Source organism: Leifsonia naganoensis, from assembly GCF_013410615.1.
Taxonomy (GTDB): domain Bacteria; phylum Actinomycetota; class Actinomycetes; order Actinomycetales; family Microbacteriaceae; genus Leifsonia; species Leifsonia aquatica.
Genome location: NZ_JACCHJ010000001.1, coordinates 4,149,372 through 4,167,775, shown reverse-complemented (window position 1 = coordinate 4,167,775; position 18,404 = coordinate 4,149,372). Strand labels below are relative to the sequence as shown.

Below are 18,404 nucleotides of genomic sequence, written 5' to 3'. Positions count from 1 at the left end.
AGGCCCGTCATGGCGATCGAGCACGACTACTTCGGAGTGATCGACGAGACCGCGTCCGGCGGCCTCGCCTGGTCGGACACCGTCGAGATGGCCGACCAGGCCGTGGAGGTGGAGCTGCTGGCCGACGACGAGACGGCCGTCACCGAGTACGCGCTCGACTCGGCCGCCGCGCTGATCCAGGCGCTGGAAGGCTTCGACGCGCGGGCACGGGATGCGCTCGTCGCCGAGCTCAGCTCGCGGCAGTCGGCGACCTCCACGTACATCGACCAGCACGTCGACAGCCTGGGCGAGAGCCTCGTCGACCTCCTGGTGCACAACTCGGGCGACATCGCCGTCGACGTCCTGCGGTCGCTGCAGCTGCTGCACGTCGTCCTCCAGCCGGACGACGCGGGCGAGGACGAGGTCTTCGCCACGTTCGACTACTCGATCAGCCCCGACGACACCGACGCGATCCTGACGGTCGCGTTCGACGTGCGCGGCGACGTCGTGGCGGTCGACACGCAGGGCTGACACTCTGCCGCGCCCGGTAGACTTGTCGGATCATGGCTACTTTCGGCACGCTGTCCGACCGTCTCGCGGACACCTTCAAGAACCTGCGCACCAAGGGCAAGCTGTCGCCGGCGGACGTCGACGGCACCGTCCGTGAGATCCGTCGGGCCCTGCTCGACGCCGACGTCGCCCTCGACGTGGTCAAGGAGTTCACCGGCAAGGTCCGTGAGCGTGCGCTGAGCGACGACGTCAACAAGGCGCTCAACCCCGCCCAGCAGGTCGTCCAGATCGTCAACGAGGAGCTCGTCGCCATTCTCGGCGGCGAGCAGCGCCGGCTGCAGTTCGCCAAGAAGCCGCCGACGGTCATCATGCTCGCGGGCCTCCAGGGCGCCGGTAAGACGACCCTCGCCGGCAAGCTCGGCAAGTGGCTCATCAAGGACGGCCACACGCCGCTCCTCGTCGCGGCCGACCTCCAGCGCCCCAACGCCGTGAACCAGCTGCAGATCGTCGGCGAGCAGGCCGGTGTCCCGGTCTACGCGCCCGAGCCTGGAAACGGCGTCGGCAACCCGGTGAAGGTCGCGAAGGACGCGCTGAAGTTCGCCGAGACCAAGCAGTACGACACGGTCGTCATCGACACCGCCGGTCGTCTGGGCGTGGATGCCGAGCTGATGAAGCAGGCCGCCGACATCCGGAAGGCGACGGACCCGGACGAGGTGCTGTTCGTCATCGACGCGATGATCGGTCAGGACGCCGTCGCGACGGCCAAGGCCTTCCAGGACGGCGTCGACTTCACCGGCGTCGTGCTCTCCAAGCTCGACGGCGACGCGCGCGGTGGCGCGGCCCTGTCGGTCGCCTCCATCACCGGCCGCCCGATCATCTTCGCCTCCACCGGTGAGGGGCTGGACGACTTCGAGCCGTTCCACCCCGACCGCATGGCGTCGCGCATCCTCGACCTCGGCGACATCCTCACGCTCATCGAGCAGGCCCAGGAGGCCTTCGACGAGGAGGAGGCGCGCAAGGTCGCCGAGAAGTTCGCGACCGACACCTTCACGCTCGACGACTTCCTCAAGCAGATGCAGCAGCTGCGCAACATGGGCTCCATCAAGAAGATGATGGGCATGCTGCCCGGCGCCGGCGCGATGAAGCAGCAGCTCGACAACTTCGACGAGCGCGAGATCGTGCGCACCGAGGCCATCATCCAGTCGATGACGAAGGCCGAGCGCACCACCCCGAAGCTCCTCAACGGTTCGCGCCGCCTCCGCATCGCGAAGGGCTCCGGCACCACCGTCACCGAGGTCAACCAGCTCGTCAACCGCTTCGAGCAGGCCGCGAAGATGATGAAGACCGTCGCCAAGGGCGGCGTCCCGAACGTCCCCGGCATGGGCCCGATCCCGGGCGCCGGTTTCGGTGGGCGCAAGCCGCAGGCCAAGAAGAAGAAGGGCTCGCGCTCCGGTAACCCGGCGAAGCGCGCGGCAGAGAACGCCGCCCTCGCCTCGGGCGTCGACCCGAACGCCACGTCGGCGGCCGCGGGCAGCGGCTTCGGACTCGGCGGCGGGGGAGCCCAGAAGGGCGGCCCCTCCGAGGAAGAGCTGGCCTCGCTGCAGAAGTTCCTGGGCCGCTAGGCGCGAGTGGGCTGAGGCACTAGAGCGTCGCGGCGAGCGGCGCCAGGCGGCTCTCGACGCGGGCTGCGACCGCCCGCTGACCCGCGGCGTTCGGGTGGATCCCGTCCGCCTGCAGCAGATCGGCTTTGCCCTGGAGCGGGCTGCCGAGGTCGAGGAAGTCCCCGTCGACGTCGCTGACGGCGGCTCGGACGATGTCGTCGACGCGGTCCAGGGTGGCCGGCTGCGCGTCGGCTCCCCAGATGCCGGTGATCCCGATGATGTGCGCGTGCGGGAACGTGTCGCGCAGCTCGCCGAGCAGTCGGTCGGCGGAGGCCGTCACGGCGGCCGGGTCCTGATCGCGATCGTTGCGTGTGGCCGCGATGAGGATGAACTGCGGGTGCAGCTTGAGGGCGCTCGCCACCTGATCGCGGTACGTGGTGCCGTTCCAGCCCGCCTTCACGAAGCCCGAGCCCGAGACGGCCAGGTCGTCAAGGCGCCATCCGTGCTGCTCCGCGACGATGGCAGGCCAGGACTCGCCGGGGCCGACACCCTTGCCGAACGCGATGGAGTCCCCGATGGCGACCGCGGACGGGCGCTGCTGCGCCGCGGGAGCGGCAGCGGCCTCGGCCGCGACGGGTCGGGCGGTCGCCGCGCAGCCCGCCAGAGCGGTGGCGGCCACGGTCAGGGCAGCGAGGGTGAGCGCGAGCCTCAGGGGGCGACGCGCGCGCGGGCGGGTGTTCTGCACGAAGTGCAGGATAGAGCGTCGAAGTTGCGTGAATGCTGAGTGCGCTTCGGCGCGTCCGAACACCCGGTCAGGCGCGGATTCGGGACGATCAGCTCGTCGCTGCCGCCGCGCGTGTCGCTCGCGCCTCCACCAGGTCGTCCAGGCGGCTCAGAGCGACCGCGGCGATGGCCTGCTGGCCGGCGACGGTGGGATGCTCGCCGTCCGCCTGCACGAGGCCGTCCTGCCCGCGGTAGGGCTCGCCCAGATCGATCCAGACGCCGCCGTCCGACGTCACCGCGGTCTCGAGCGCGGCGTCGAGCGGAGCGAGCTCGTCGTCCGAGGCGGCGCCGGAGAGCGCGTCATAGCCGACGATCCTGGCCTGGGGGAGTGCCGCCCGGATCCGGCCGATGGCGGTCGCCATCGCGGCCGAGACGGAGTCCAGGTCCTGGCCGAGGTCGTTGTCGGAGGCGCCGACGAGCACCAGCTGGGCCTTGTCGGCTATCGCTGCGTCCACCTGGGCGTCGAAGGTGTCGCCGCTCGAACCGGTCGCCACGAAGCCGGCGCCGGAGACGCTGAGGTTGTCCAGCGCCCATCGCCGATCGACGGCGAGCAGTTCGGGCCAGGCCTCGCCCGCCGTCAGGCCGAGCCCGGCCTCGATGGAGTCGCCGATCACGGCCACCCGCGCGTGCGCGTCCGGTATGGCCGTTCCGATCGCGGCCAGCGGCACCGTGGAGGAGCATCCGCTCAGCACCAGCGCCCCGACCGTCGCCACGGTGACGGCGGCGGCGAATGCGGCGAGCGGGCGGTGAGCGAACATGCTGCCAGCGTAGGAACGGATCCTATGCGCCCGCTATGGGCGTCCCCGGACGTCGCTGTGCGCGATCATCGGGTCAGTCCGCTGCGCAGCTCGTGGGTCAGCGAGCTGACGACGGCCTGCAGGCTGCCGCCGTTCGCCGCGGCGACGGCGAGCTGTCGCTGATAGCTGGCGCCGCCGTCCAGGATGCGCAGCACGCCTCTCAATTCCTCTTCGCAGCCGAGGCGCTCGGCGGTCGGCTGCAGCTCGTCCACGAGCTCGCGCAGCGACTCCGAGACCAGCCGCTCGCTGCCGTCGGGCGCCACGATGATCTCGGCGTCGAGACCGTAGCGCGCGGCGCGCCACTTGTTCTCGCGCACGAACCACGGCTGCAGGGTCACCGGCTCCACGCCCTCGTCGAGATCGCCGGACATCCGGTCGGTCAGGCAGTGGATCAGGGCGGCGACCGCGCCGACCTCGTCGGTCGTGGAGAGCCCGTCGCACGCGCGCATCTCGACGGTGCCCCACTTGGGCGACGGGCGGATGTCCCACCGCACCTCGGAGTGGTCGGTGACGACACCAGTGGTCACCAGATCCTGCACGTACTCCTCGTAGTTGGCCCAGGAGCCGAACTGCCAGGGCAGACCGGCGGTGGGCAGCTGCTGGAACATCAGGGCGCGGTTCGAGGCGTATCCGGTGGCGGCGCCCGCCCAGTACGGGCTCGACGCGCTGAGTGCCTGCAGGTGCGGGTAGTAGCTGAGCAGGCCGTTCACGATCGGCAGCGCCTTGTCGCGCTCGTCGATGCCGACGTGCACGTGCACGCCCCAGATCATCATCTGGCGTCCCCACCACTGCGTACGGTCGAGCAGGCGGTCGTAACGCTCGTTCGGGGTGACCTTCTGGTCGTACCACTGGGCGAAGGGATGCGTCCCCGCGCAGAGCAGTTCCACGCCGAGCGGGTCGGTCACCTCCCGCACCAGCCCGATCAGCTCCTGCAGATCGGCGACCGCCGCGGGCACGGTCCGGTGCACGCGGCTCACCAGCTCCACCGTGTTCAGGAGGAGCTCGTGGGTGATCTGCGGGTGCTCGCGCCCGTCGGGCGTCCCGAGCTCGCGGAGCACCTCGTCGGCGATCTGGACGAGGTCGCCGGTGGCGCCGTCCACGAGGGCGATCTCCCATTCGATGCCGACGGTGGAGCGCTCGGACTCCGAGAATTCGATCTGCAAGGGTGTCGTCCCGTCCGTCCGATTGTTCAAAGCAGGGCAGTATCTGACAGAATAGCTAGTTGAGTTCCGCCTTACCCGACCCTCTATCCGGTTCGGCGGAATACCAATAGACCTCCTGCCGAGTGTGCCCCCACGCCCACGGCAGTCAGTTCGACGAAACGCACTCATCAACACTGGAGAATTGTGGCTGTCAAAATCCGTCTGAAGCGCCTCGGCAAGATCCGCGCTCCCTACTACCGCATCGTCGTCGCCGACTCGCGCACCAAGCGCGACGGTCGCGTCATCGAGGAGATCGGTCTGTACCACCCGACCGAGGAGCCCTCGCGCATCGAGGTCGACTCCGACCGCGCTCAGTACTGGCTCAGCGTCGGCGCTCAGCCGTCCGAGCAGGTGCTCGTGCTCCTCAAGCTCACCGGCGACTGGGGCAAGTTCAAGGGCGACAAGAACGCCGTCTCGACCGTGAAGACGGCCGACGAGAAGGTCGCGTTCGTCGCCGACGACAAGAAGAAGCCCGTCCTCAAGCCGAAGGCCGAGAAGCCGGTCGTCGCCGAGGCCGAGGCCGTCGTCGAGGCCGAGGTCGAGGCCGAGGAGGCCGCTGAGGCCGAGGTCGTCGCCGAGGCCGAAGAGATCGTCGCCGACGCCGACGGCGAGAAGGCGTAACACCTTGCTCGCACCCGCGCTCACGCATCTGGTCAAGGGCATCGTCGACCACCCGGACGACGTGCACGTCGTGGCCAAAGGTTCGCCGCGTGGCGAGGTCCTCGAGATTCGTGTGAATCCCGAGGACCTCGGCCGGGTGATCGGCCGCTCCGGCCGCACGGCCAAGGCGCTCCGCACGCTCGTGTCCGCGCTGGCCGACGGCCGGCGCGTCCGCGTCGACGTCGTCGACGACTGAGGTGGCCGACCACAAGCTGCCCCGCAAGGACGTCGCCCCGCGGCCGGATCAGACCGAGCTCCGCATCGGCCGGCTCACGAAGGCGCACGGGCTCAAGGGAGCCCTCAAGCTGGAGCTGTTCACGGACGAGCCGGAGAAACGGTTCGTCCCCGGCGCCGAGTTCACCCTCCAGGTGCCCACGGCATCCAAGTGGCACGGCAAGACGCTGAAGCTCATCGAACTGCGTTGGTACAACGGCCACGCGGTCGGGTTCTTCGAGGGCGTCGACGACCGCACGGAGGCCGAGACGCTGGTCAAGGCCATCCTGTGGGTCAGTCAGGACGTCAAGGAGCTCCCCGAGGAGCCGGACGCCTGGTACGACCACCAGCTGGTCGGGCTGAGCGCCGTCCGCGACGGCGATCCGGTCGGCACGGTCGCCCGGGTCGACCACTTCCCGGCGCAGGATCTGCTGGCGATCAAGACCGACACGGGCGAGGTCCTCGTGCCGTTCGTGAAGGCGATCGTGCCGGAGGTCGACCTGGCCGCCGGAACCGTCACCCTCACTCCGCCGCCCGGGCTCTTCGAAGAGCTCCCGGACGACGAGGAGGCCGAGAAGGTCGAGGAGTCCGCGGAAAGCGATGCTCCCGCCGAGGAAGCCGCTCCCGAGGAGACGTCCACCGAGGACTGATCCCACCACGCACTGCGAAGAGCCCCGACCCGTTGGTCGGGGCTCTTCGCGTGTCAGCCGACGATCGCGAGGCCGCGTGCCCGCAGGCCGCGGGCGTCGGAGCCCAGGGCGTTCGCCAGCCGTTCGTGGGTGGCGACGATGTGCCGGTGGATGTGCTCGGCCGCGGCGTCCGCGTCGCGCGCGGCGACGAGTTCGACGATGCGCCGGTGCTCCTCCCAGGCCGTCCGCCGCGACTCCTCGCTGCGCACCTCCAGCCAGCGGGTGCGGGCCAGCCGGGTCATGGCGGAGTCCACCGAGTCGGCGAAGAAGTGGTTGCCGCTGAGGGCGGCGAGCCGGACGTGGAATCCGGTGCCCGCTCCGATCGCGTCCTCGTGCGTGCGCCCGAGGTCGTACCCGCCCAGTCGCTCGGCGAGGGCGGCGATGCCGTCGTCGGACGCGCGCGCGCAGGTCAGTCGCACGGCCGCCGTCTCGAGCGCATCGCGGAGCTCGCTGAGGCGGGCGATCTCACCCAGGTCGATGGGGGAGACCTGCCACGCGCGGCCGTCGCGTTCGACCAGGCCTTCGCTCTCCAGACGCTGAAGGGCGGCCCGCAGCGGGGTGCGGGAGACACCGAGATCGGTCTCCAGCCCGCGTTCGGTGAGGCGGGATCCGGGGACGCGGTCGAGGTCGAGGATCTCGGCGCGCAGGCGCTCGTATGCGGTCGGCTGCTCGGTCATGGAGTCCTCTCGGAACGCGGGGCGCTACATCCATTCTGGCGTACCGATTTGGCGCACCAGCTTGGTATACCACTAGGGTATACCGCATGATGCCCGTCATTCAACGATCCGGCCTGCGCCAGCCCCGCCCCTGGCTGATGCTCGGCTTCGGCGTACTCGCCCAGGCGAGCTCCACGGTGTTCGTGTCGACGCCGGCGTTCCTCATCCCGCTCCTGCACAGCGAGCGCGGGCTGAGCCTCGCCCAGGCCGGTCTCCTGGCGTCGGCCCCGACGCTCGGGCTCGTCCTCACCCTGATCGCGTGGGGAGCGCTGAGCGACCGGATCGGCGAGCGCTGGGTGATCGCCTCGGGACTGGCGCTCACGGCCCTCGCCGGGTTCGGCGCGATGTTCGTGTCGTCGTACCTCGCGCTCGGCGCGTTCTTCCTGCTCGGCGGGATGGCGGCGGCCAGCCCCAACGCCGCGAGCGGCCGCGTGGTGATCGGCTGGTTCCCGAAGGAGCGCCGCGGACTCGCCATGGGCATCCGCCAGATGTGCCAGCCCCTCGGCGTCGCCATCGCCGCGCTCTCCATCCCGCTGCTCGCAGCCAGCGGGGGGATCGCCGCCGCGCTCGTCGTGCCCACCGTGCTGTGCGCGGTCTCCGCCGTGCTGTGCGCCGTGGGGATCGTCGACCCGCCCCGCCCGCCCCGCACATCGGCGGCGGGGGAGACCCCGCACCGTCAGGCCGCGTGGCGGCCGTACCGCGAGACGTCGTTGCTGTGGCGCATCCACTCGGTCTCCATGCTGCTGGTCGTCCCGCAGTTCACCGTCTCGACGTTCGGGCTGGTGTGGCTGGTGACCCAGCTGCACTTCTCGTCGCTGGCGGCCGGCATCGTGATCGGCGTGAGCCAGTTCGCCGGCGCGATCGGGAGGATCGGGGTGGGCGTGCTGAGCGACCGGGTGGGCAGCCACCTGCGTCCCTTGCGCTGGGTGTCGCTCACCGCCGTCGCGGTGATGCTGCTGATGGCCGCCGCCTCCGCGCTGGGCTCGGTGCCCGCCGCGGTGATCCTGATCGTCGCGGCGATCGTCACCGTGGCCGACAACGGCCTCGCCTACACCTCGGTGGCCGAGATCGCCGGGCCGTTCTGGTCGGGACGCGCGCTCGGCGCGCAGAACACGGGGCAGTTCCTGGCCGCGTCCGTCGTCGGGCCGGCCGTCGGCGGCCTGATCGGCTGGCTCGGCTATCCGGTCGCGTTCGCGCTCGTCGCGCTCTGCCCGGCCGTGGCGACCCCGCTCGTCCCGCGCGATCGGGAGCTGGCCGTCGTGCCCGAATAGACTCGTCTCCATGCGCATCGACATCGTCACGATCTTCCCGACGTTCTTCGATGTGCTGGACATCTCCCTCCTCGGCAAGGCCCGGCTGTCCGGGATCATCGAGCTGGGCGTCCACGATCTGCGCGACCACACCCACGACCGGCACCGCACCGTCGACGACACGCCGTACGGCGGCGGCGCCGGCATGGTGATGAAGCCCGAGCCCTGGGGTGAGGCGCTGGACCACGTCCTCGGCGACGGCGCGGACGATCCGGTCGTGATCTTCCCCTCGCCGGCAGGAGAGGTCTTCACCCAGGCGATCGCCCGCGAGCTCGCCCAGGAGCAGCACCTCGTGTTCGGCTGCGGCCGGTACGAGGGCATCGACCAGCGCGTGTTCGACGACACGGCCGCGCGCGCCCGAGTGCGGCTGATGAGCATCGGGGACTACGTCCTCAACGGCGGCGAGGTGGCCACGATGGCCATGATCGAGGCCGTCGGCCGGCTCATCCCGGGTGTCGTGGGCAACCCGGAGAGCCTGGTGCAGGAGTCGCACGAGGACGGGCTCCTGGAGTACCCGAGCTACACGAAGCCCGCCGAATGGCGCGGCCACGCCGTGCCGCCCGTCCTGCTCTCGGGCAATCACGGCGCGATCGCGACCTGGCGTCACGAGCAGCAGCTCGAGCGCACCCGCCGGGTGCGCCCGGACCTCCTGCCGTAGCCTCCCCGTTCCTTACGGGGCGGAGAGCACAAGCGGGCCGTCCGCGGTGATGGCGACGGTGTGCTCGGAATGGGCGCCGCGCGAGCCGTCCGCGCTGCGCAGGGTCCAGCCGTCCGGGTCCGTGAAGATCTCGTCCGTGGTCTCGAGGAACCACGGCTCGATCGCGATGACGAGGCCCGGCTTCAGCGGGAACCCGCGGCCGGCGCGGCCGTCGTTGGGCACGTGCGGGTCGCCGTGCATGGTGCGCCCGACGCCGTGGCCGCCGAACTGCGTGTTGATCGAGTAGCCCTCCGCGTGCGCCACCGCGGCGATCGCGGCCGAGATGTCGCCGATCCGGCCACCGGGCTGCGCGGCGGCGATGCCGGCCGTGAGGGCGCGGCGAGTGGTGTCGATGAGGCGCAGATCCTCGTCGCGCGCCGAGCCCACCACGATCGAGACGGCCGAGTCGGCGACCCAGCCGTCGACGCTCGCCGCGAAGTCCAGGCTCAGGAGGTCGCCGTCGCGCAGGCGGTAGTCGTGCGGGAGGCCGTGCAGCACCGCGTCGTTCACCGAGGTGCAGATCACCTTGCCGAACGGGCTGGCGCCGAACGAGGGGTGGTAGTCGATGTAGCAGGACTCCGCCCCGCGGCGGCGGATGAGGTCGTGGGCGATGCGGTCGAGCTCCAGGAGGTTGACGCCGACCTTCGCGGCGGCGGCGGTCTCGGCCAGCACCTCGGCCACGAACCGGCCGGCGGGTCGCATCTGCTCGATCTCGGCGGGGGTCCTCAGCTCGATCACGGGTGCGTCCTCCTCCAGTCGCGGCGCGCGTCGTGCGCCCGGTGCGTCCCAGTCTTCCACGGGGTTTCGGCCCTCGGCGAACCCGCAGCCGCTGCACAGGCGCGCGCGGCTACGCTGGTCGCGTGATCATCCGCAAGGCGTTCTACTGGTGGCTCTTCCCGTCCGCCGTGGTACTTCCGGTGTGGCTGCTGATCGGCTGGGCGGCGTTCAGCCAGGGGAGCGGTTGGAGCTTCCTCGGCCTGCTGATCCTGTGCCCGATCCTCTTCCTCGCCCAGCTCGCCGTCAGCGGCATCACCGTCGCCCGGCGCAGCGCGCGAGATGTGCGCGCGGTCTCCTGGGCCGATGTCGCCCTGCTGACGGGCTGGCACGCCTCCGTCATCGCGTTCGGCTTCTTCCCGGCGGGCGCCTCCGGCTGGCTGGCCGTCCTCGCGGTCGTGTTCTTCCTCGGCACCTTCTGGCTCGTCCTCTGGGAGCTGGTCACCGACATGCGGGCGCGCGTCCAGGAGACGTTCGCCGCCTACGAGCGCGCGGCGCAGCCGCAGCAGGTGCGCCGGCCCGAGCCTCCCCTCGACAGCGTGGAGTACATCGTCGTCGAAGAACGGCACGACGAGCAGCGCTGACCGGCGACCGGCCTGCTTTGGCGATCGAGGGGTCGGCATGGCAGAATTGTTGTTTGTGCCGCGGCCAGGCTCTGCCACAGGGGAGCCAGCATCTCTCGCGCACACCCCAACCGAATGATCGTCCGTCTCCGCGTGAGCGCGAGGCGGCCCTGAATCCGTCCCCGACCTGTCGGCGGGTACAGAGAGTGAATATCCATGCATATCCTCGACCACGTGGACGCCGCGTCCCTCAAGTCGGACATCCCCGCGTTCCGCGCCGGCGACACCGTCAAGGTGCACGTCAACATCATCGAAGGCACGCGCTCGCGTGTCCAGGTCTTCCAGGGCGTCGTCATCGGCCGCTCGGGCGAAGGCGTCCGCGAGACCTTCACGGTCCGCAAGATCAGCTTCCAGGTCGGCGTCGAGCGCACCTTCCCGGTCCACTCGCCGGTCATCGACAAGATCGAGGTCGTCACCCGCGGTGACGTCCGTCGCGCCAAGCTCTACTACCTGCGCGAGCTGCGCGGCAAGAAGGCGAAGATCAAGGAGAAGCGCGACAACTGAGCTGCTCCCAGCAGCGACTCGCGCGGCACTCCGTAGCCGTCGTCCTGAGCTCCCGGTCCTACACTGGACCGGGAGCTCAGGCGGTTAAATGACGGAAGAGACGGTACCCACCGGCGCACAGCAGGCGTCAGGGGGAGAGCGCGATCGGCAGCGCTCGGTGCTGAGGTACGTCCGTGACATCGCGGTGATCGTGGTGGTCGCGCTGCTGGTCTCCTTCCTGGTCAAGACGTTCGTCGTCCGCTCGTTCTACATCCCCTCCGGATCGATGGAGAACACGCTGCAGATCCAGGACAAGATCATCGTCAACGAGTTGCAGCCGTCGTTGTTCCCGCTCGCGCGTGGCGATGTCGTCGTGTTCCGGGATCCGGGAGGCTGGCTGCCGAAGGCCCCGCCGACCAGGCAGAACGCGATCGGGCAGGCCGTGGACACGGCGCTGACCTTCGTGGGCCTCTCCGCCTCCGACAGCGACGACCACCTCGTCAAACGGATCATCGGCCTGCCGGGCGACCGGGTCGCGTGCTGCACCGCCGGCGGACGGTTGACGGTGAACGGCGTCGCGATCGACGAGCCCTACATCGTCGTCCCCGCCGGCCAGACCGACGCGGCCACCCTCGCGTTCGACGTCACCGTGCCTGCGGGCGAGCTGTGGGTGATGGGCGACAACCGGTACGACTCGCAGGACTCGTCCCGCAACCAGGCGTTGCCGGGGCACGGGTTCGTGCCCCTCGCGAACGTGGTCGGGCGCGCGTTCGTGATCAGCTGGCCTGCCAGCCGATGGACGTGGTTGGACGACTATCCTGAAGTCTTCGCACGTGTGGAGGAGAAGTCAGGATGATGGCCCCGGTGACGCCTACTCTCCGGTTCGAGAAGGCGCTGTACCGCGACGGCGTGACGTCGATCGTCGCGGTGGACGAGGTCGGCCGCGGTGCCCTCGCCGGCCCCGTCGCGGTCGGGATGGTCGTGATCGACACCGCGGTGAAGCGCATCCCGGTCGGGCTGCGCGACTCGAAGCTGCTTCCCGAGCCGGCGCGGGAGGCGCTCGATCCGGCCTGCCGCCGCTGGGCGATGTTCCACGCGGTCGGCCTCGCGTCCGCCGCGGAGGTCGACTCCCTCGGCATCATGAAGTGCCTGGGGCTCGCCGGCGCCCGTGCGCTCGCCCACCTGGAGGAGCAGGGCGCCCAGGTGCGCGACAGCACGCTCATCCTCGACGGCAACTACGACTATCTCAACCCGTCCCTGATGCGGCCCGCCCGCGTCGTCACCCGGATCAAGGCCGACCGCGACTGCGCGTCGGTGGCGGCGGCTTCCGTCATCGCCAAGGTGCACAGGGATCGGCTCATGATCCAGCACGACACGGAGTACCCGGGCTACGGCTGGGCGAGCAACAAGGGCTATTCGTCGCGCGAGCATTTCGCGGCGTTGTCCGAGCTGGGGCCGAGCGCACTGCACCGTCTCACCTGGCTGAAGGACACCGCGACGCTCGACATTCCGTTCTGAGGCCCGGACCGGCATAGACTTGACGAACGATGGATGAAGACGAGTTCGACGACTACGACCGCGAGGTCGAGTTGGCTTTGTATCGCGAGTACCGGGACGTCGTCTCGCAGTTCAAGTACGTGATCGAGACGGAGCGCCGCTTCTACCTCGCGAACGAGGTGGAGTTCGTGCGCCGGGACACCGAGCACGACTTCTACTTCGAGCTGACGATGAACGACGTGTGGGTGTGGGATGTGTACCGCGCCGACCGTTTCGTGAAGTCCGTGCGGGTGCTGACGTTCAAGGACGTCAACATCGAAGAGCTCTCGAGCAAGGAGTTCGAGCTCCCCAAGGAGCTCGCGCTCGACGAGTAGCGCGTTCCGCTCCACACCTCGCGCCGAGCTGCGCTCTCTCCACTGATCTTCGTTTCCGCGCCCGCTTGGGCCTCCCTCCACCGAGGCTGGTGGCGGGAGGAACACATGGCAGAGAAGGACGAACTCGGTCGCCGCGGTGAAGTGGTGGCGGCGAAGTGGCTCGAGGCGGCGGGATGCGTCGTGCTCCAGCGCAATTGGCGGTGCACGGCGGGCGAGATCGACCTCGTCGTGCGGGAGGGCGCGGCGACGGTCTTCGTCGAGGTGAAGACGCGCACGTCGGTCGCGTACGGCCATCCGTTCGAGGCGATCACCGCGGCCAAGCGCGCGCGCCTGCGCCGGCTGGTCGCCGAGTGGTGCCATGCGCACGGGCCGGTCGCCGGAGCGATCCGGATCGACGCGGTCGCCGTGATCGACGCGTGGAGCAGCGAACCGTCGATCGAGCACCTGCGCGGGGTGGCGTGATGGCGCTCGCACGGGCGTTCGCCGTGGCGCTGACCGGGGTCCGGGGGGACATCGTCGAGGTGGAGGCGGACATCTCCGCCGGACTGCCGGCGTTCGTGCTCATCGGGTTGCCGGATGCCGCGCTCGGTGAGTCGCGGAAGAGGGTGAGCGCGGCCGCGGTCAACGCGGGCAGCCCGCTCACCCAGCGCAAGCTGACCGTCAACCTGTCGCCGGCGTCGCTGCGCAAACAGGGCAGCGGGTTCGACCTGGCCATCGCGATCGCCGCGCTGGCCGCCGCCGGCGACGTCCCGGCGGAGTCGGCTTCGCGTGCCGTCCACCTGGGGGAGCTGGGCCTGGACGGGCGTCTCCGGCCCGTGCCCGGAGTGCTGCCGGCCGTGTTGGCCGCGCGCGACGCCGGGTTCCGGCGCGTCCTCGTCCCGACCGCGAACTCGGCGGAGGCGGAACTCGTCGATGGCGTGGATGTCGTGGCGGTGGCGGGGCTGCGCGCCGCAGCGATCGCGCACGGCGCCGAACTCGATCCGATCGAGCTCGACCCCGTCGAGGGCCCTGCGCTCGATCTGAGTGAGCCGGACGAACCCGATCTCGCCGATGTCGCCGGCAACGACGAAGCGGTGGACGCCCTCGTCGCGGCCGCCGCGGGCGGGCACCACGTCGCCATGGTCGGGCCGCCGGGAGCGGGTAAGACGATGCTCGCCCGGCGTCTCCCGTCGTTGTTGCCGGACCTGACGGGCGCCGAGGCGCTGGAGTCCACCTCCATCCGCTCGCTCGCCGGACTCGGGATCGGCGGCGGGCTCGTGCGTCGTCCGCCGTTCGAAGCGCCCCACCACACCGCCAGTGCCGTCTCGCTCGTCGGTGGCGGGAGCGGGCGCATCGTTCCCGGCGCCATCGTCCGGGCGACCAATGGCGTGCTCTTCCTCGACGAAGCGGCGGAGTTCCCGCCCTCCGTCCTCGACGCGCTGCGGCAGCCCCTCGAATCGGGAGCGGTCAGCATCCACCGGGCGAGCGGCGCCGCGACGTTCCCCGCCCGCTTCCAGCTCGTGCTGGCCTCGAACCCGTGCCCGTGCGGGCGCTACGGCTCGGTGGACGAGGAGTGCACCTGCACCCCGATCGCCCGCCGCCGCTACCTGGCGCGGATGTCGGGTCCGTTGCTCGATCGGGTCGACATCCACCTCACGGTGCGGCGGCTCGGGCTGGCCGCTCTGCGCTCCGGCGCCGACGGGGAGCGTGCCGCACGGACCAGTGCGGTCCTCCGAGAGCGCGTGGAGGCAGCACGTCAGGTCGCCCGGTCCCGCCTCGCGGGCACGGGATGGCGGCGCAACGCCGATGTGGCGGGCACGTGGCTGCGGGCGGGCGCACGCCGGATCGGGCCGGCAGCGATCGGCCCGCTGGACCGTGCCCTGGAGCGGGGTGCGATCACGATGCGCGGGTACGACCGCGCGCTCCGGCTGGCGTGGACCCTCGCTGATCTCGACGGCGTCGCGGGGCCGTCCGCGGACCACATCGGTCGTGCGTTGTTCCTGCGCAGGGGTATCGGCGCATGAGCGGCGTCGACACGTTCGTGGGCGTCCCGCACCGCACGATCGCAGAGCTTCTGGCGGCCGTCTCGGTCCGAGGGGTAGAGGGCGGACCGTCCTCCGAGCGGGCGGCACTGGAGGTGGAATTCGCTCGGGTGGCGCTCGGCACCATGATCGAGCCCGGTGACACCGATGCCGGCGCGCTCGTGAATGCCCTCGGTCCCGCGGCGGCGCTCCTCTGCGTCGTCGAGGAGCTCGAGGGCGGAGAGGTGCTCGGCCGCATCGGAGGCGACGCATCCAGCGCTCGTCAGCGTGCCCGGATGACGGACGCCCTGACGCGCTGGCGTGCGAAGGGTTCGCCGGAGAGCGGGGTGAGAGCGCTCGAGATGGCGGCGCATGTGGGCGCTCGGCTTCTCACACCCGAGGCGACCGGGTGGCCCGAGGGCCTCTCCGCGCTGGGCGCAGGCGAGCCTCTCGCCCTGTGGCTGCGCGGGGACCCGGAGCGGCTCGCGGCACTGGAGCGGTCCGTCTCCCTCGTCGGCGCCCGCGCCGCGACCGGGTACGGCGAGCACGTCGCCATGGAGAGCGCGGCCGGCCTCGGCGATCGGGGCTTCGCCATCGTGTCGGGCGGTGCGTACGGCATCGACGGTGCCGCACACCGCGCGGCGGTCGCTAGCGGGCACGTGACCGTCGCCTTCCTCGCCGGGGGAGTGGACCGCCTCTATCCGGCCGGTCACAGCGACCTGCTCCGCCGGGTCGCCGAGACCGGGCTCCTCGTCGGGGAGCTGCCGTGCGGTTCGACACCGACGCGATGGCGTTTCCTGATGCGCAACCGGCTCATCGCCGCCGTCAGTGGTGCGACGGTCGTCGTCGAGGCCGGCCATCGCTCCGGCTCCCTCAACACCGCCGGGCACGCCGCCGAGATCGGTCGGCCGCTCGGCGCTGTGCCCGGTCCGGTGACCTCGCCGGCGTCGGCGGGCTGCCACCGCCTCATCCGCGAATACGCCGCGACCTGTGTCACGACGGTCGACGAGATGGCCGAGATCGCCGACCCGCTGGGCGCGTCGGGTGGGCCGGACGACGGGGACGATGCCGACGGGCTGGGCAGCAGCGCGGACGACCGCGCCGTGCTCGCCGCTGCGTCCATCCGCGGCGGTCGCGAGACGGACGAGCTGTCCCAGGTCACGGGACTCACGCTGCCCTCGGTCACCGCCGCGCTCGGCCGCCTCAGCCTCTCCGGCGCCGTCCGCTCCACCGCGACGGGCTGGGAGGCCACCCGGTGACGCCGACAGGGCTAGCCCGCGACCAGTTCCCAGGCGACGAGACCCGCGAGGCAGAGGTAGACAACTCCTGCGGCGACGCTCAGGGTCCGGCCCGCGGATGGCTTGGCGGCCAGGCGGCGCTGGAGCGTGCTGGCCAGGAGACCGACGGCCGTGTCCACGATGTAGCCGATGAGCATGAAGCAGAGGCCGAGCACGATGAACTGCGCGACGCTCGACGCGGCCGAGCCCAGGAACTGCGGGAGGAAGGCCAGGAAGAACAGCGCCATCTTCGGGTTGGTGAGATTCACCACGAGCCCCTGGCGGAACCAGCGCGTCGTGCGTGGGCTGGCCGCGAACGACGCGCCCCGGCGTGCATCGAGGAATGCGCGGGCGGACAACCAGATCAGGTAGACGCCGCCCACGACGCGGATAACGCTCAATGACCACGGGTACTGCCGGACGAGCTCTCCGACTCCGGCCGCGACGACCACGGAGTAGACAAGCACGCCGAGGGCGACCCCGGCCGAGGCGCGTAGCGCTGCGCTCCGGCCTCCCGTGATGCCGACCGCGAGCATGTACGCCATGTCGGTGCCCGGTGCGATGCAGATGAACAGGCTGGCAAGGAGGAAGACAGGGATGACCGAGACGTCGATCACAGCGACAGCGCCACGCCGGCGGCGGGGTTCTGATGCCGATGCCGGTCGACGCGCGCACGGTTGCCGCACCCCGGACTGCACCACCGCTGGTTGCGCCGCGACCGATGGAAGATCTGACCGCAACCGGGTGCCTCGCACACCGCGATCGCCCCCAGATCGTCGCGGGCGAGGAGATCGACGGTCGCCGCCGCCAGAACGCCGAGAAGGCCCGGGAAGCCGGTCCCGGCCGCCAACCGGCTCGCGCCGGCACCGGTCCCGATCCCGAGAAGCCTCGTCACGCCGGCCGCGACGACACGGTCGTTGATGAGGTCCACATCGTCGGCGTCGAGGTCGGCGTGCAGCGCGGCCGCGTGCAGGAGCCGACTCGTTGCGTCCCGCTGCGCCACGACCACCGCGAGGTCCACCCGGTCGCCGACGAGGGCGGGCAACCAGGCCGGCTCGGCGTCGATCCAGCCCAGGAACTCGTCGACGGTGCCGATGAGCTCCTCCCGCTGATCGCCCAGTCCGATCGTCGTATTGACGAAGTCGACGGCCAGATGGTCGCCCAGCCACATCCAACGTCTGCGAGGAATCACGCTGCCATCATGGCTCCGTAATGCCAAGTTGTGCAAAAACCATTACACGGAACGAATCATCGAGGGTCGCTGCAGCCGGGGCACGTGTACGCGGGGGATGCTGGGAGAGTGCAACTCCCGGACGCGATCGACGGGTACGCGCGCCACCTCCAGGTCGAGCGCGGGTACTCCGCTCAGACGGTGCGCGCCTACCGGTCCGACCTCGCGGCGCTCGCCGCGTTCGCCGCCGAACGCACGGTGGCGGACACGGACGGACTCACCCTCGACGTGCTGCGCGACTGGCTCTGGGAAGGATCCCAGCGTGGTCTCGCCAAAGCCACGCTCGCGCGACGCTCCGCGACGGCGCGCGGGTTCAGCGCCTGGGTGACCCGCACCGGAGGCGAGACCGTGGACCCCGCCGCGCGCCTCCGGGCACCCCGGGCGGACAAGACCCTCCCGCGCGTCATCACGCGGTCGCAGATGGACGAGCTCCTCGCGGCGCTCGCCGCCCTCGCAGCCGACGGCGATCCGGGCGCGTTGCGCGACCTGACCGTCATCGAGCTGCTCTACGCCACGGGCGTGCGCGTATCCGAGTTGACCGGGCTCGACGTGGACGACGTCGACCTCGACCGGCTCACCGTGCGAGTGCTGGGCAAGGGTGCGAAAGAACGCGTCGTCCCGTTCGGCGTGCCCGCCCGCAACATCCTCCGCCGTTACCTCGCGGAGGCGCGGCCTGCCCTCGCCGTCGCGCGCTCCGGACCGGCGCTGCTGCTCGGTGCGCGCGGCGGACGCCTCGGCACCCGCGCCGTCTACGAACTCGTCGCCGGGCTGCTCGAGGGGATCCCGGGATCAGGGCCGGCGGGACCGCACGCCCTCCGCCACACCGCAGCCACGCACCTCCTGGACGGGGGCGCGGACCTGCGCGCCGTGCAGGAGATCCTCGGCCACGCCAGCCTCGGCACCACCCAGATCTACACGCACGTCTCCACGGAGCGGCTCAAGGAGAGCTACCGGATCGCGCACCCGCGCGCCTGATACGCCCGCCTCT

The 18,404-nt window shown here is 70.9% G+C and carries 23 protein-coding genes; 16 read left to right on the top strand and 7 right to left on the bottom strand.

The window, feature by feature from the left end; all coding sequences use genetic code 11:
* Window positions 1-9: 9 nt before the first annotated feature.
* Together HNR14_RS20045 and ffh are read left to right on the top strand one after the other, a co-directional pair.
* Window positions 10-510: a DUF2004 domain-containing protein gene (locus HNR14_RS20045; RefSeq protein WP_021763464.1), complete on the top strand. Its 501-nt coding sequence runs from the start codon at window positions 10-12 to the stop codon at window positions 508-510.
* A gap of 32 nt (window positions 511-542) precedes the next feature.
* A complete protein-coding gene (gene ffh / locus HNR14_RS20040) occupies window positions 543-2,111 on the top strand; it encodes a signal recognition particle protein (protein WP_179702359.1) in 1,569 nt (522 codons plus the stop codon).
* A 19-nt stretch (window positions 2,112-2,130) separates the two neighbouring features.
* On the opposite strand, the gene HNR14_RS20035 is transcribed toward ffh, so the two are convergent.
* The 3 genes from HNR14_RS20035 to HNR14_RS20025 form a co-directional block, all read right to left on the bottom strand.
* Entirely contained in the window at window positions 2,131-2,835 is a 705-nt protein-coding gene (locus HNR14_RS20035) for an SGNH/GDSL hydrolase family protein (RefSeq protein WP_343064553.1), read from the bottom strand.
* Between the two features lie 88 nt (window positions 2,836-2,923).
* Window positions 2,924-3,631: an SGNH/GDSL hydrolase family protein gene (locus HNR14_RS20030; protein WP_179702358.1), complete on the bottom strand. Its 708-nt coding sequence runs from the start codon at window positions 3,629-3,631 to the stop codon at window positions 2,924-2,926.
* Between the two features lie 65 nt (window positions 3,632-3,696).
* Window positions 3,697-4,833, bottom strand: coding sequence for a glutamate--cysteine ligase (locus tag HNR14_RS20025; protein WP_179702357.1), 1,137 nt, complete (start codon window positions 4,831-4,833; stop codon window positions 3,697-3,699).
* Between the two features lie 183 nt (window positions 4,834-5,016).
* Between HNR14_RS20025 and rpsP the strand changes: the two genes are divergently transcribed.
* From rpsP to rimM, 3 genes are read left to right on the top strand one after another with little or no spacing between them, the layout of a single operon-like run.
* Window positions 5,017-5,493, top strand: coding sequence for a 30S ribosomal protein S16 (gene rpsP, locus HNR14_RS20020; protein WP_021758174.1), 477 nt, complete (start codon window positions 5,017-5,019; stop codon window positions 5,491-5,493).
* 4 nt (window positions 5,494-5,497) lie between these two features.
* Window positions 5,498-5,728: an RNA-binding protein gene (locus tag HNR14_RS20015; protein WP_021758175.1), complete on the top strand. Its 231-nt coding sequence runs from the start codon at window positions 5,498-5,500 to the stop codon at window positions 5,726-5,728.
* A 1-nt stretch (window position 5,729) separates the two neighbouring features.
* Window positions 5,730-6,395 carry a ribosome maturation factor RimM gene (gene rimM / locus HNR14_RS20010; protein WP_179702356.1) on the top strand — a complete coding sequence of 222 codons (666 nt, stop codon included), beginning with the start codon at window positions 5,730-5,732 and terminating at the stop codon, window positions 6,393-6,395.
* 53 nt (window positions 6,396-6,448) lie between these two features.
* Here the strand turns inward: rimM and HNR14_RS20005 are convergent, their stop codons facing one another.
* Window positions 6,449-7,111 (bottom strand): GntR family transcriptional regulator, encoded by a 663-nt coding sequence (locus HNR14_RS20005; protein WP_021758177.1) that lies wholly within the window; start codon window positions 7,109-7,111, stop codon window positions 6,449-6,451.
* A gap of 89 nt (window positions 7,112-7,200) precedes the next feature.
* Here HNR14_RS20005 and HNR14_RS20000 point away from each other — a divergent pair, with 89 nt between their 5' ends.
* Window positions 7,201-8,421: an MFS transporter gene (locus tag HNR14_RS20000; protein ID WP_218876034.1), complete on the top strand. Its 1,221-nt coding sequence runs from the start codon at window positions 7,201-7,203 to the stop codon at window positions 8,419-8,421.
* Between the two features lie 10 nt (window positions 8,422-8,431).
* Window positions 8,432-9,118, top strand: coding sequence for a tRNA (guanosine(37)-N1)-methyltransferase TrmD (gene trmD / locus HNR14_RS19995; RefSeq protein ID WP_179702355.1), 687 nt, complete (start codon window positions 8,432-8,434; stop codon window positions 9,116-9,118).
* Between the two features lie 12 nt (window positions 9,119-9,130).
* Here trmD and map read toward each other — a convergent pair whose 3' ends face one another.
* Window positions 9,131-9,895, bottom strand: a complete 765-nt coding sequence (gene map, locus HNR14_RS19990) for a type I methionyl aminopeptidase (RefSeq protein ID WP_021758180.1) — start codon at window positions 9,893-9,895, stop codon at window positions 9,131-9,133.
* Window positions 9,896-10,017: 122 nt separating this feature from the next.
* Between map and HNR14_RS19985 the strand changes: the two genes are divergently transcribed.
* The 8 genes from HNR14_RS19985 (at window position 10,018) to dprA (ending at window position 16,167) form a co-directional block, all read left to right on the top strand.
* Complete coding sequence (locus HNR14_RS19985; RefSeq protein WP_179702354.1) at window positions 10,018-10,515, top strand: hypothetical protein; 498 nt, start codon at window positions 10,018-10,020, stop codon at window positions 10,513-10,515.
* A gap of 195 nt (window positions 10,516-10,710) precedes the next feature.
* Entirely contained in the window at window positions 10,711-11,058 is a 348-nt protein-coding gene (rplS, locus tag HNR14_RS19980) for a 50S ribosomal protein L19 (RefSeq protein WP_021758182.1), read from the top strand.
* Between the two features lie 88 nt (window positions 11,059-11,146).
* Entirely contained in the window at window positions 11,147-11,893 is a 747-nt protein-coding gene (gene lepB, locus HNR14_RS19975; RefSeq protein WP_179702353.1) for a signal peptidase I, read from the top strand.
* Complete coding sequence (locus HNR14_RS19970) at window positions 11,893-12,555, top strand: ribonuclease HII (protein WP_179702773.1); 663 nt, start codon at window positions 11,893-11,895, stop codon at window positions 12,553-12,555. Before lepB ends, HNR14_RS19970 begins: the two co-directional genes overlap by 1 nt.
* Window positions 12,556-12,584: 29 nt before the next feature.
* Window positions 12,585-12,908 (top strand): DUF2469 family protein, encoded by a 324-nt coding sequence (locus HNR14_RS19965; protein ID WP_018190696.1) that lies wholly within the window; start codon window positions 12,585-12,587, stop codon window positions 12,906-12,908.
* Window positions 12,909-13,013: 105 nt separating this feature from the next.
* A complete protein-coding gene (locus HNR14_RS19960; protein WP_179702352.1) occupies window positions 13,014-13,370 on the top strand; it encodes a YraN family protein in 357 nt (118 codons plus the stop codon).
* The gene (locus tag HNR14_RS19955) at window positions 13,370-14,911 is read left to right on the top strand and encodes a YifB family Mg chelatase-like AAA ATPase (RefSeq protein ID WP_179702351.1); all 1,542 of its coding nucleotides are present in this window, start codon (window positions 13,370-13,372) and stop codon (window positions 14,909-14,911) included. The genes HNR14_RS19960 and HNR14_RS19955 overlap by 1 nt, the downstream gene beginning before the upstream one ends.
* Complete coding sequence (gene dprA / locus HNR14_RS19950; protein ID WP_179702350.1) at window positions 14,908-16,167, top strand: DNA-processing protein DprA; 1,260 nt, start codon at window positions 14,908-14,910, stop codon at window positions 16,165-16,167. The genes HNR14_RS19955 and dprA overlap by 4 nt, the downstream gene beginning before the upstream one ends.
* An 11-nt stretch (window positions 16,168-16,178) precedes the next feature.
* On the opposite strand, the gene HNR14_RS19945 is transcribed toward dprA, so the two are convergent.
* Window positions 16,179-16,802 (bottom strand): LysE family transporter, encoded by a 624-nt coding sequence (locus HNR14_RS19945; protein WP_179702349.1) that lies wholly within the window; start codon window positions 16,800-16,802, stop codon window positions 16,179-16,181.
* Window positions 16,799-17,377 (bottom strand): ABATE domain-containing protein, encoded by a 579-nt coding sequence (locus tag HNR14_RS19940; RefSeq protein WP_179702348.1) that lies wholly within the window; start codon window positions 17,375-17,377, stop codon window positions 16,799-16,801. The genes HNR14_RS19945 and HNR14_RS19940 overlap by 4 nt, the downstream gene beginning before the upstream one ends.
* Window positions 17,378-17,485: 108 nt before the next feature.
* Here HNR14_RS19940 and HNR14_RS19935 point away from each other — a divergent pair, with 108 nt between their 5' ends.
* Window positions 17,486-18,391 carry a tyrosine recombinase gene (locus HNR14_RS19935; RefSeq protein WP_179702347.1) on the top strand — a complete coding sequence of 302 codons (906 nt, stop codon included), beginning with the start codon at window positions 17,486-17,488 and terminating at the stop codon, window positions 18,389-18,391.
* Window positions 18,392-18,404: the final 13 nt, after the last annotated feature.